Source organism: Nocardia anocheti (assembly GCF_029675105.1).
Lineage (GTDB): Bacteria > Actinomycetota > Actinomycetes > Mycobacteriales > Mycobacteriaceae > Nocardia.
Genome location: NZ_JAQQFV010000002.1, coordinates 276,673 through 288,402 on the forward strand (window position 1 = coordinate 276,673; position 11,730 = coordinate 288,402).

Here is an 11,730-nt window from a genome sequence, read left to right on the forward strand (position 1 = left end):
ACATGCTGAACAATTCCACTCCCGTCGAGTTCGATACCGTGCTGGTCGCCAATCGCGGCGAGATCGCGGTGCGCGTGATCAAGACCTTGCGCGCCATGGGTATTCGCTCGGTCGCGGTCTACAGCGATGCCGACGCCGGGGCGCGGCACGTGCGCGAGGCCGATGTCGCGGTCCGGCTCGGCCCCGCCCCCGCGCGCGAGAGCTACCTGTCGATCGAGAAGGTCCTCGACGCGGCGATCCGCTCCGGAGCGCAGGCGGTGCACCCGGGTTATGGCTTCCTGTCGGAGAATTCGGCCTTCGCGGCGGCGCTGTCGGACGCGGGCATCGCCTTCCTCGGCCCGCCCGCCAAGGCCATCGAGGTGATGGGCGACAAGATCACCGCCAAGAACACCGTCACCGCCTTCGGTGTCCCGGTGGTGCCCGGTATCGCCGAACCGGGTCTCGACGACGCGCAGCTCATCGCGGCCGCCGCGGAGATCGGCTATCCGGTGCTGGTCAAGCCGTCGGCCGGAGGTGGCGGCAAGGGTATGCGCCGGGTCGACCGGCCCGAGGACCTGCCCGCCGCCCTGGTCAGCGCCCGCCGCGAAGCCGGTGCCGCCTTCGGTGACGACACCCTGTTCCTGGAGCGTTTCGTCCTGCGTCCACGCCATATCGAGGTGCAGATCCTGGCCGACACGTTCGGCAATGTGGTGCACCTGGGCGAACGCGAGTGCAGTCTGCAGCGCAGGCACCAGAAGGTGATCGAGGAGGCGCCCTCGCCGCTGCTGGACCCCGAGACCAGGGCGCGCATCGGCGCCGCGGCCTGCGATACCGCGCGCAGCGTGGACTATGTCGGCGCGGGCACCGTGGAGTTCATCGTCTCCGCCGACCGGCCCGACGAGTTCTTCTTCATGGAGATGAACACCCGCCTGCAGGTGGAGCATCCGGTGACCGAGCTGGTCACCGGTGTGGACCTGGTGGAATGCCAGGTGCGGGTGGCCGCGGGTCAGCGGCTCGCGCGCACCCAGGACGAGATCCACCTGGTCGGCCACGCCGTCGAGGCGCGCGTCTACGCCGAGGACCCCGGCCGCGGCTTCCTGCCGACCGGTGGCACCGTACTCGCCCTGTCGGAGCCGGAAGGCCCTGGTGTGCGGGTGGATTCGGGCCTGCTCGAAGGCACCGTGGTCGGCAGCGACTACGACCCGATGCTGTCGAAGGTGATCGCGCGCGGCGACACCCGCGCCGACGCCCTCGCCCGGCTCGATCGCGCCCTGGAACAGACCGTGCTGCTCGGCGTGACGAGCAATGTGGAGTTCCTGCGCTTCCTGCTCGCCGACCCGGACATCCAGGCGGGCAGGCTCGACACCGCCCTGCTCGACCGCCGGGTGGGCGACTTCGTGCCCGCCACCGTCACCGACGACGATTTCGTCGCCGCCGCGGCCTACCACTGGCTGCGACGCTGGCCCACCACCGCGAGTGACCCGTGGTCCTCGCCCTCGGGCTGGCGGCTCGGCGCCCCGGCACCCACCGTGCTGCGGTTGGCCGCGGGCGACCAGGTTCGCCACGTCTTCCTCACGGGCACACCGGATTCCGCGACCGTGCGGCTGATCACCGACGGCCCCGAGCCGGACGAAACGGAAACCCGCGCGCTCACCGCCACGCTGACCGGCGGCACGCTCACGCTGACCGTGGACGGCCTGCGCCGCACCCACCGCGTCGCCGAGGCCGACGGGCAACTGTGGGTGGGCACCGGCGGTTCGGTCGCCGTGCTGCGCGAGGTCGCCGAGGCTGCGGTGCGCGGTGATGCCGCGCATGTGGGTGACGCCGAGATCCGCAGTCCCATGCCGGGTTCGGTGATCGCGGCGCCGGTCGCCGACGGCGCGACCGTCGCGGCGGGCGACCCGGTGATCGTCATCGAGGCCATGAAGATGGAGCACGCGCTCACCGCACCCGTCGCGGGCACCGTCGAGGTGCTGGTGCAGCCGGGTGCCCAGGTGAAGCTGGATCAGGTGCTGGTCCGGGTGCTCGCCGAAACCGTTGTCGCAGAGACCGTTACCGAAGGAACTCCCGCATGACCGACTACCTGTCCACGGGCTCGCTGCCCGAGGAATACCGTCAGCTCGCCCTGACCGTGCGCGACTTCGCCCAGCAGGTGGTGGCGCCGGTCTCGGCGAAACACGATGCCGAGCACAGCTTCCCGTACGAGGTCGTGGCCGGTATGGCCGAGATGGGCCTGTTCGGACTGCCGTTCCCCGAGGAGTTCGGTGGCATGGGCGGCGACTACTTCGCCCTGTGCCTGGCGCTCGAGGAACTCGGCAAGGTGGACCAGAGCGTGGCGATCACCCTGGAGGCGGGTGTCTCGCTGGGTGCCATGCCGATCTACCGCTTCGGTGACGACAAGCAGAAGACCGAATGGCTGCCCCAGCTCACCAGCGGCCGGGCACTGGCCGGTTTCGGCCTCACCGAACCCGACGCGGGCAGCGACGCGGGCGGCACCCGCACCACCGCCGTCGAGGACGGCGAGAGCTGGGTGATCAACGGCGCCAAGCAGTTCATCACCAACTCCGGCACCGACATCACGCGGCTGGTCACCGTCACCGCCGTCACCGGGCAGACCGGCGGCAAGAAGGAGATCTCCACCATTCTGGTGCCGACCTCCACGCCGGGCTTCGTCGCCGAACCGGCCTACAACAAGGTCGGCTGGAACGCCTCGGACACCCATCCGCTCAGCTTCACCGACGTGCGCGTGCCCAGGGAGAACCTGCTCGGCGAGCGTGGCCGTGGCTACGCCAACTTCCTGCGCATCCTCGACGAGGGCCGCATCGCCATCGCCGCGCTGGCGGTGGGCGCGGCGCAGGGCTGTGTCGACGAGAGCGTGCGTTACGCGAACGAACGCCTGGCCTTCGGGCAGGCCATCGGCCGCAACCAGGCCATCGCCTTCAAGATCGCCCGGATGGAGGCGCGCGCCCACGTGGCCCGCACCGCCTACTACGACGCGGCCGCGCTGATGCTGGCCGGGAAGCCGTTCAAGAAGGCCGCCTCCATCGCCAAGATGGTCGCCAGCGAGGCCGCCATGGACAACGCGCGCGACGCCACCCAGATCTTCGGCGGCAACGGCTTCATGAACGAATACCCGGTCTCCAGGCACTACCGTGACAGCAAGATCCTGGAAATCGGTGAGGGCACGACGGAGGTGCAGCTGATGCTGATCGCACGGGAGCTGGGTCTGTGAGCGAACAACGACGAGTCGTGCAGCGGGGGCTCTGGTTCGAGGAGTTCGAGATCGGCACGATCTACGAGCACCGGCCCGGACGCACCATCACCGAGACCGACAATGTCCTGTTCACCACGCTGACCATGAACACCCAGGCACTGCACCTGGACGCGGCCTTCGCCGACGCGCAGCCGCCGTTCAACCAGCGCCTGGTGAATTCGATGTTCACCCTGTCCACGCTGGTCGGGCTCTCGGTCGCGCAGCTCACCCAGGGCACCCTGGTGGCCAATCTCGGGTTCTCGGACATGTCGCTGCCCGCGCCGCTGTTCCACGGCGACACCATGTACGCCGAAACGCTGGTCACCGACAAGCGCGAGTCCAAGAGCCGTCCGGGCGAGGGCATCGTCGGCCTGACCCACACCGCCCGCAACCAGCACGGCGTGATCGTGGCGAAGGCGGTCCGCCAGACCCTCGTCCGAAAGGCACCGACGACATGAGCCCCTGGCAACCGACCGGCCCGGCCTGGCTGTTCTGCCCGGCCGACCGGCCCGAGCGTTTCGCCAAGGCCGCCGCGGCGGCCGACGTGGTGATCCTCGACCTCGAGGACGGTGTCGCCGCCGGTGACAAGACCGCCGCCCGCAACGCGCTGATGGAGACTCCGCTCGATCCGGAACACACCGTGATCCGCGTCAACGCGGCCGACACCGACGACTACGTGGCCGACCTGGCCACCCTCGCCCACACCGGCTATCGGCGCGTCATGCTGCCCAAATGCGAATCGGCCGAGCAGGTCAGAAACCTTGTCGGCTACGAGGTGATCGTGCTGGTCGAGTCGCCGCTGGGCGCGCTGCGGGTGGCCGAATCGGTCGCCGTCGACAACGCGATCGGCGTGATGTGGGGTGCCGAGGACCTGGTCGCCGGGCTCGGCGGCAATGCCAGCAGGCACGCCGACGGCAGCTACCGCGACGTCGCCCGGCACGTGCGCTCCACGAGTCTGCTGGCGGCCAAGGCCGTCGGCAAGTTCGCCCTGGATTCGGTGTTCCTCGACATCGAGGATCTCGAGGGGCTGGCCGTGGAGACGCTCGACGCGGTGGCCGTCGGCTTCGACGCCAAGGTGGCCATCCACCCCAGCCAGGTCGCGGTGATCCGCGAGGGGTACGCGCCCGACCCCGACGAGCTCGGCTGGGCGCGGCGGGTGCTCGCCGAGGTGCCCCACCATCGCGGCGTGTTCGCGTTCGAGGGACGCATGGTCGACGCGCCGGTGCTGCGGCACGCGGAGCGGATCGTCAGCCGGGCCGAACTGCCCGGCTGAACACCACCGGGCGCGCGGGTCGACTACCGTCCGCGCGCCGGGGTAATCATCGACCGGGCAGTTCCGGCCCGAGACCAGCCAGTACGAGGAGGACATCCGGTGCAACCGCAGTGGGAACCGAACGCCCAGGACATCGCGTCGGCGCGGATCACCGACTTCGCCGCGTTCGTGAGCGGCCGGACCGGCGAGAGCTACCCCGACTACCGGGCGCTGTGGCAGTGGTCGGTCGACGACATCGAGGGGTTCTGGCAGGCGCTGTGGGACTACTTCGCGCTCGGCGCCACCGCGGGCGAGGTGCTCGGTTCCCGCGAGATGCCCGGCGCGCGATGGTTCCCGGGCACCCGCCTCAACTACGTCGACCAGATCATCCGGATGGCCCAGCCGGACCGCCCAGCGATCATCGCGCTGCACGAGGACGCCGACCCGCGCGAGGTCTCCTGGGCCGAATTGATCGAGCAGGCGGCCGTTTTCGCGCGCACCCTGCGCGATCAGGGGGTCGAGCCGGGTGACCGGGTGATCGGCTACCTGCCCAATATCCCCGAGGCGATCGTCGCCTTCCTGGCCACGGCCAGCATCGGCGCGGTATGGAGTGCCTGCGGCCAGGACTACTCCGCCAAGGCCGCGCTGGATCGGCTCGGCCAGCTCGATCCGGTCGTGCTGGTCACCGCCGACGGCTACCGCTTCGGCGGCAAGGCGCACGACAAGCGCGACGATATCGCCGCGCTCCAGGCGGGCCTGCCCACCCTGCGCGCCACCGTCGCGGTCTCCCAACTCGGCCTCGAGGTCGCCGACACGCTGCCCTGGTCCACGGCGGTGACCGACGAGAGCTTCGGCGTGATCGACACCGTCGCCGTCGATTTCGACCATCCGCTGTGGATCGTGTTCTCCTCCGGCACCACCGGCCTGCCCAAGGGTATCGTGCACGGCCACGGCGGTGTCCTGCTCGAGCACCTGAAAGCCGTTGCGCTGCAATCGGACATCGGGCCCACCGATACCTTCTTCTGGTTCACCAGCCCGAGCTGGATGATGTGGAATTTCCAGGTCGCCGGGCTGCTCACCGGGTCGACCGTCGTCACCTACGACGGCAGCCCGACCGCCGGTGCGCCGGATACGCTGTGGCGCTTGGCCGCTCAGGTGCGCGCGACCGTGCTGGGCACGAGTCCCGGGTACGTGCTGGGATGCATCAAGGCGGGGTCGGTGCCGCGCGTCGATCACGACCTGTCCGCGCTGCGCACGGTCGGTATCACCGGTTCGGCGCTGCCGGTGTCGACCGCGCTGTGGCTGAACGAGAACGCGGGCGAGCACGTGCAGGTGAGCTCGATCAGCGGGGGCACCGATGTGGTGTCGGCGTTCATCGGCGGCGTGCCGACGGTGCCGGTGTGGCCCGGTGAGCTGTCGGCGCCGTATCTGGGTGTCGCCCTGGACGCCTACGACGAGGCGGGACGGCCGGTGCGCGGCGAGGTCGGCGAGCTGGTGGTGACCGCGCCGATGCCGTCCATGCCGGTCGCCTTCTGGCGCGACGAGGACGGAAAGCGTTACCACGACGCCTATTTCGACACCTACCCCGGCGTCTGGCGCCACGGTGACTGGATCACGCTCACCGAGCGCGGCAGCGTCGTCGTGCACGGGCGCTCCGACTCCACCCTCAACCGGCACGGCATCCGGATGGGCAGCGCCGACATCTACCAGGTGGTCGAGCAGTTCCCGGAGATCGCCGAGGCGCTCGTCATCGGCGCCGAACAGCCCGACGGCGGGTACTGGATGCCGCTGTTCGTAGTGCTCGCGCCGGGTGCCGAACTCACCGAGGACCTGTCCGCGCGGATTCGCGACGCGATCCGCGTCGAGGTGTCCCCGCGCCATGTCCCCGACGAGATCCGGGTGGCCCCGGGCGTGCCACACACCCGCACCGGCAAGAAGCTGGAGGTGCCGATCAAGAAGCTGTTCCAGGGCGCCGATCCGGCCCGGGTGGTGGAACGCAGCGCCGTCGACGATCCGGCACTGCTGGACTGGTATGCCCGGATAAAGCCTCCTCACGAGGGCTAATACACTTATCGTATGAATATCGGCGAGTCTGGTGGGGCGCGTGGGTCGATAGTCGACGGTACGGCGGTGGAAGGGGTGCGCAGGCGGCCGAAGAATCGTCGGGCACAGATCGCGGCCACTTCCGCGATGGCCTTCGGGGCCGCCGGGTACCACGGGGTGAGCATGGAGGACATCGCCTCCGGGCTCGGCATCAGCTCGGCCGCGCTGTACCGCCACTACCCCAGCAAGTACGCGCTGTTCCGGGAGGAACTGCTGCGGGTGGGTCAGGCGTTCACCGCCTCGATCGACGTCGACGCCGACACCACCGACGCGGCGCTGCGCCTGCGGCACATGCTCACCGGGCTCACCGGTGCCACGGTGGAGAACCGCGCCACCGTCACCCTGGTGCGCTGGGAGGGTCGCTATCTCGAACCGGCCGACCGGCAGGTCCTCGACGACCATCGTGGCGCGGTCCTGATCGCCTTCGCCGACGAGCTCGCCGTGCTCCGTCCCGAACTGACCCCCGCCGACCGGCGCATGCTGGCCACCGCCATGCTCGGCGTGACCACCAGCATCGCCGACCATCACGCGGCGCTGCCCGCGCGCACCATCACCAAACTGCTCGGCGCGGCCTGCCTGGCGCTGAGTGGTCCGGGCCTCCCGCCCGCGGCCCCGGCCCAGGAACGCTCGGGCAGGCTCGCGATTCCCGAGGCGTTCAAGCACGAACTGCTGCTGCGCAAGGCCGTGGAGCTGTTCCATGAACGCGGGTACCCGAATGTCAGCGTGGAGGACATCGCCTCGGCGGCCGGGCTGTCGGCGGCCTCGGCGGTCTACCGGTTCTATCGCGGCAAGGCCGATATCCTGGCCGCCGCGTTCCGGCGCGCGGCCGACCGGGTGTCCGGGGCGATCGGGCGCGCGGTGGCCGGTACCAACGACAGCGGCGCCGCGCTGGACCAGCTGATCGAACAGTTCGTCGCCGACACCTTCGACGAGCGGGCGCTGGCCGTGGTCTATTACGCCGAGTTCGGGCACGTGCCCGCCGAGGAGCGCGCGGTGCTGCGCAATATCCAGCGGCTCAGCGTGCAGGAATGGGCGCGGCTGGTGCGCGATGTGCGGCCCGCGCTCTCGGCGGCCGAGGCGCGATTCCTGGTGCACGCGGCCTTCGCGATGGTGATCGACCTGGGTCAGGCCTTCGGCGACGACCCGGTCGCCTGCCGCGCCAGAACCGGCTTCCTCATGCGGCGGGTCCTGCTGGGCTGAGCACGCATTTCACCCGTTGCGTGTGAGGCACGACCGGGCCGCCGGGTCCTAGGGTGGCCTGCGATGCCATCGAACGGAGGGTGGATGGACGGTCACCACGGACTGAGCAGGCGCGCCCTGTTCGGTCTCGGCGCGGCGGCCACGGTCGCCGCCGCGTTACCCGGCTGCGGCCGGGACGACCCCCTGCCCACCACCGTCCGCACCACCACCGGCGCCCCCGATGTGGTCACCACCGCGACTGAGGCCTACATCTTCGGGTATCCGATGATCATGCTCGACATCATGCGGGCGGTCAGCGCGCCGACCAACGTGCTCGACCACAGCACGCTGCCCGATCCGCTGGATCGCGGCGTCGCCCGGCTCAGCCACGACATGGTCTACACCCAGGCGTGGCTGGACCTGGCGCGCGAGCCGATGGTGCTGCAGATCCCCGGCACCGAACCCGACCGGTACTGGGTCTTCCAGTTGCTCGACGGCTGGGGCAACACCGTGCACGACCTGACCAGCAAGGACCCGCGCACCACCGTCGACGCCGACGGCCCGCCCTACACCTATCTGATCGCCGGACCGCACTGGTCGGGCCGCGCGCCCGCGCACACCGTCGAGCTGCGCATTCCCACCGCGTTGTCGACGATCGTCGGCCGGGTCCAGATCAACGGGCCCGAGGACGCGCCGCGCGTCGACGAATGGCAGCGGAAGATGAAGCTGGTCCCGCTGAGCCTGTGGGAGCAGGGCGAGTTCGACGCCACCGTCACCCGGGTGCATCAGATCGACCGGGGCACCGAGCCTCCGGTGAAGCGGATCGCCGCGCTCGACGGGCGCACCTATCTCAACCGGATGTGCCGCCTCATGCTCACCAATCCGCCCGCCCCCGACGACGAGCCGCTCATGCGGCGACTGGCCACGATCGGGGTGCGGCCGGGCGGCACCGTCGACGGATTGCCCGACTCCGCGCTCGACGACGCCGTCCACGCCGCCCACCACCAGATCGAGACCTGGCAGGACCCCACCGCGCGCATGGTCAACGGCTGGGACATCCCCACCCAGCTCAGCGATTTCGGCACCGACTACCTGCGCCGCGCCGCGCTCACCATGCGCTCCCCCGGCTTCGCGCCCACCCGCGATGTCCTCTACGCCACCATCTGGACGGCGCCGACCACCGACGCGGCGGGCGACCCGCTGCGCTATCGCATCCGCTTCGCCCCCGACCAGTGGCCGCCGACCGAGGCCTTCGCCTCGATCACCGCCTACGACACCCAGGGCTTCCTGGTGCCCAACCCCGCGGCGATCTATTCGGTCGGGCACGTCCCGGCGGTGGTTCCCGCGCGCGACGGCTCGGTGGAGATCGTCCTGCAGAACGCGGACCCGCGACCCGAGGTCCCCGCGGGCAATTGGCTGCCGATCCCCGCCACCGGCGAATTCTCCCTCACCCTGCGCCTCTATGCCCCGAAACAGTCCGCGCTGGAAGGACAGTGGGCTCCCCCGCCGATGGAACGCGACGAATAGGAGATGGAATGAGCGACGGTAATTTCACGACCTCGGATGCGGGAATTCCGGTACCCAGCGACGAGCACTCGCTGACCGTCGGGCCGGACGGTCCGATTCTGCTCCACGACGCCTACCTGATCGAGAAGATGGCGCAGTTCAATCGCGAACGCGTGCCGGAACGGCAGCCACATGCCAAGGGCGGCGGCGCTTTCGGCGAGTTCGAGGTGACCGACGATGTGAGCGCCTACACCTGCGCCGATGTCTTCCAGCCCGGGGCGAAGACGGAGATGCTGGCCCGGTTCTCCTCGGTCGCCGGGGAGCGTGGGAGCCCGGACACCTGGCGTGATCCGCGCGGCTTCGCGCTCAAGTTCTACACCACCGCGGGCAATTTCGACCTGGTCGGCAACAACACCCCGGTGTTCTTCATGCGCGACCCGATGAAGTTCCAGGATTTCATCCGCTCGCAGAAACGCCGCGCCGACAACAACTTACGCGACAACGACATGCAGTGGGACTTCTGGACGCTGTCGCCGGAATCGGCCCACCAGGTGGCGTGGCTGCTCGGTGACCGTGGCATCCCCAAGACCTGGCGACACATGAACGGCTATTCCAGCCACACCTATCTCTGGTACAACGCCAGCGGCGAACGCTTCTGGGTGAAATACCATTTCAAGTCCGATCAGGGCGTGGATTTCCTCACCCAGGAGGAGGGCGACCGCTACGCCTCCACCGACACCGATCACTACATCCGCGATCTGTGGGAGCACATCCGCGACGGCGAGTTCCCCAGCTGGACCCTGCACATGCAGATCATGCCGTTCGTCGAGGCCAAGACCTACCGGTTCAACCCCTTCGACCTGACCAAGGTCTGGCCGCACGGTGACTACCCGCTGATCCGGGTCGGCCGCATGACCCTGAACCGCAATGTCACCGACTACCACACCGAAATCGAGCAGGCCGCCTTCGAGCCGAGCAACGCGGTGCGCGGTACCGGCCCCAGTCCCGACAAGATGCTGCTGGGCCGCTGGTTCTCCTACCCCGACGCCCACCGCCACCGCATCGGCGCGAATTACACGCTGCTCCCGGTGAATTCACCGCACGCCGCACCCGTGCACAGCTACACCAAAGACGGCGCCATGCGCTACACCAATGTGACCGACCCCGTCTACGTCCCCAATTCCAAGGGTGGCCCGCACGCCGACGAACAGGTCTCCGGCCCGGTCATGGGGTGGCACACCGACGGCGAGATGGTCCGCACCGCCTACACCCTGCGCCCCGACGACAGCGACTTCGGCCAGGCCCACACCCTAGTCCGCGACGTCCTCGACGACGCCGCCCGAGACCGCCTGGTCTCCAACGTCGTCGGCCACCTCCTCAACGGCGTCACCGAACCGGTCCTGCTCCGAGCCTTCGACTACTGGAAGAACATCGACCCCGAAGTAGGCACCCGCATAGAACAGGGCGTCCGCCAGTCCCCATCCTGACCCACCCCGAAGCCCGCTTCGCCCTCCCCGGCGAGGCGGGCTCACTTCTGCACAGAAATCAGTCGATCAGTTCGACTCGACAGGGCAGGCCGGGGGCTCTGCTCAATCGCGCGTCGCTGGTGAGGAGGGGGACTTCCAGTCGTGCGGCCAGGGCGGCGTACAGGCCGTCGTAGAAGGTGATCGTGTGGCGGAGTCTCCAGGCTTCGTCGGACAGCCAGCCGTGCATGGCGTAGCGGTGATCGATCATGGTCGACATCATGCGCAGGCCGACGGCGGCCGCGGTGGGGCCGATCAACTCCTTGCGTTCGTGGCGACGCAGCACGTTCCCGACCTCGGCGTCGATGAGGTGCGGTGCGTGACAGGTCGCCGATTCGATCAGGCGTCCGATCGCCTTGCCGACCGCGTCTTTGCGCAGGATCGCGGTCGAGGCCGCCGAGGCGTCGATGACGTACTCGTCACTCGCCACGGGCATCGTCCAATGCCGCCAAGATGGACTCCCGGTCGGCACCGGGCCGGTCGTCGCGCTCGAGCGCGTCGCGAATCGCCGCCATGGTCTCGGCCTTCGATCGGCGCCGGGCGACCGCGATCAACTCGCGGCGCATATAGGCCTGCAACGACATACCCTCGGCCTCGGCCCGCCGACGGAAGACCTCGGCGTCTTCGTCGGGCAGATCCCTGATCTGTATCGTCGCCATAGCGCCATTATAGCGCTGAATTAGCGCAATCGCAGGTACGGGGCCTCAGGAGTCGTTGGCCATGGCGGCTATGAGGGAGTTGGGGCGCATGTCGAGCCAGTGGGATTCTACGTAGTGGAGGCAGGAGGTGCGGGGGGCGGCGCCGAAGGCTACGGTCCAGCCGCCGGGGACGGCGGCGAAGGTGGGCCAGAGGGAGTGTTCGCCTTCGGCGTTGACGAGGACGTAGAACTGGGCGTTGTCGTCGTCGAACGGGTTGCTCATGGTGGGGCCTTCCGG

11 protein-coding genes are annotated in these 11,730 nt (G+C 69.3%); 8 read left to right on the forward strand and 3 right to left on the reverse strand.

Going from position 1 to position 11,730, the window contains the following annotated elements:
- Positions 1 to 2: 2 nt before the first annotated feature.
- From QC180_RS05155 to QC180_RS05190, 8 genes are all read left to right on the forward strand, one after another.
- A complete protein-coding gene (locus QC180_RS05155; RefSeq protein ID WP_278261431.1) occupies positions 3 to 2,054 on the forward strand; it encodes an acetyl/propionyl/methylcrotonyl-CoA carboxylase subunit alpha in 2,052 nt (683 codons plus the stop codon).
- A complete protein-coding gene (locus tag QC180_RS05160) occupies positions 2,051 to 3,211 on the forward strand; it encodes an acyl-CoA dehydrogenase family protein (RefSeq protein ID WP_278261432.1) in 1,161 nt (386 codons plus the stop codon). Before QC180_RS05155 ends, QC180_RS05160 begins: the two co-directional genes overlap by 4 nt.
- Positions 3,208 to 3,690 (forward strand): MaoC family dehydratase, encoded by a 483-nt coding sequence (locus QC180_RS05165; RefSeq protein ID WP_278261433.1) that lies wholly within the window; start codon positions 3,208 to 3,210, stop codon positions 3,688 to 3,690. The genes QC180_RS05160 and QC180_RS05165 overlap by 4 nt, the downstream gene beginning before the upstream one ends.
- Positions 3,687 to 4,505, forward strand: coding sequence for an HpcH/HpaI aldolase/citrate lyase family protein (locus tag QC180_RS05170; RefSeq protein WP_278261434.1), 819 nt, complete (start codon positions 3,687 to 3,689; stop codon positions 4,503 to 4,505). The genes QC180_RS05165 and QC180_RS05170 overlap by 4 nt, the downstream gene beginning before the upstream one ends.
- Positions 4,506 to 4,604: 99 nt before the next feature.
- Complete coding sequence (locus QC180_RS05175) at positions 4,605 to 6,548, forward strand: acetoacetate--CoA ligase (protein WP_278261435.1); 1,944 nt, start codon at positions 4,605 to 4,607, stop codon at positions 6,546 to 6,548.
- A gap of 12 nt (positions 6,549 to 6,560) precedes the next feature.
- Positions 6,561 to 7,787 (forward strand): TetR/AcrR family transcriptional regulator, encoded by a 1,227-nt coding sequence (locus QC180_RS05180; protein ID WP_278261436.1) that lies wholly within the window; start codon positions 6,561 to 6,563, stop codon positions 7,785 to 7,787.
- An 84-nt stretch (positions 7,788 to 7,871) separates the two neighbouring features.
- Positions 7,872 to 9,293, forward strand: coding sequence for a DUF1254 domain-containing protein (locus QC180_RS05185; RefSeq protein ID WP_278261437.1), 1,422 nt, complete (start codon positions 7,872 to 7,874; stop codon positions 9,291 to 9,293).
- An 8-nt stretch (positions 9,294 to 9,301) separates the two neighbouring features.
- Positions 9,302 to 10,759 carry a catalase gene (locus tag QC180_RS05190; RefSeq protein ID WP_278261438.1) on the forward strand — a complete coding sequence of 486 codons (1,458 nt, stop codon included), beginning with the start codon at positions 9,302 to 9,304 and terminating at the stop codon, positions 10,757 to 10,759.
- A 58-nt stretch (positions 10,760 to 10,817) separates the two neighbouring features.
- Here QC180_RS05190 and QC180_RS05195 read toward each other — a convergent pair whose 3' ends face one another.
- From QC180_RS05195 to QC180_RS05205, 3 genes are read right to left on the reverse strand one after another with little or no spacing between them, the layout of a single operon-like run.
- Positions 10,818 to 11,231 carry a type II toxin-antitoxin system VapC family toxin gene (locus QC180_RS05195; protein ID WP_278261439.1) on the reverse strand — a complete coding sequence of 138 codons (414 nt, stop codon included), beginning with the start codon at positions 11,229 to 11,231 and terminating at the stop codon, positions 10,818 to 10,820.
- Complete coding sequence (locus tag QC180_RS05200) at positions 11,215 to 11,454, reverse strand: FitA-like ribbon-helix-helix domain-containing protein (protein WP_278261440.1); 240 nt, start codon at positions 11,452 to 11,454, stop codon at positions 11,215 to 11,217. Before QC180_RS05200 ends, QC180_RS05195 begins: the two co-directional genes overlap by 17 nt.
- A gap of 45 nt (positions 11,455 to 11,499) precedes the next feature.
- Positions 11,500 to 11,715 (reverse strand): MbtH family protein, encoded by a 216-nt coding sequence (locus tag QC180_RS05205; RefSeq protein WP_278261441.1) that lies wholly within the window; start codon positions 11,713 to 11,715, stop codon positions 11,500 to 11,502.
- Positions 11,716 to 11,730: the final 15 nt, after the last annotated feature.

What these genes read in the sequence shown, in the direction of transcription:
- QC180_RS05155 (WP_278261431.1), top strand. Translation starts at nt 3, where the DNA reads ATGCTGAACAATTCCACTCCCGTCGAGTTCGATACCGTGCTGGTCGCC.
- QC180_RS05185 (WP_278261437.1), top strand. Translation starts at nt 7,872, where the DNA reads ATGGACGGTCACCACGGACTGAGCAGGCGCGCCCTGTTCGGTCTCGGC.
- QC180_RS05190 (WP_278261438.1), top strand. Translation starts at nt 9,302, where the DNA reads ATGAGCGACGGTAATTTCACGACCTCGGATGCGGGAATTCCGGTACCC.
- QC180_RS05180 (WP_278261436.1), top strand. Translation starts at nt 6,561, where the DNA reads ATGAATATCGGCGAGTCTGGTGGGGCGCGTGGGTCGATAGTCGACGGT.
- QC180_RS05160 (WP_278261432.1), top strand. Translation starts at nt 2,051, where the DNA reads ATGACCGACTACCTGTCCACGGGCTCGCTGCCCGAGGAATACCGTCAG.
- QC180_RS05200 (WP_278261440.1), bottom strand. Translation starts at nt 11,454, where the DNA reads ATGGCGACGATACAGATCAGGGATCTGCCCGACGAAGACGCCGAGGTC.
- QC180_RS05195 (WP_278261439.1), bottom strand. Translation starts at nt 11,231, where the DNA reads ATGCCCGTGGCGAGTGACGAGTACGTCATCGACGCCTCGGCGGCCTCG.
- QC180_RS05205 (WP_278261441.1), bottom strand. Translation starts at nt 11,715, where the DNA reads ATGAGCAACCCGTTCGACGACGACAACGCCCAGTTCTACGTCCTCGTC.
- QC180_RS05170 (WP_278261434.1), top strand. Translation starts at nt 3,687, where the DNA reads ATGAGCCCCTGGCAACCGACCGGCCCGGCCTGGCTGTTCTGCCCGGCC.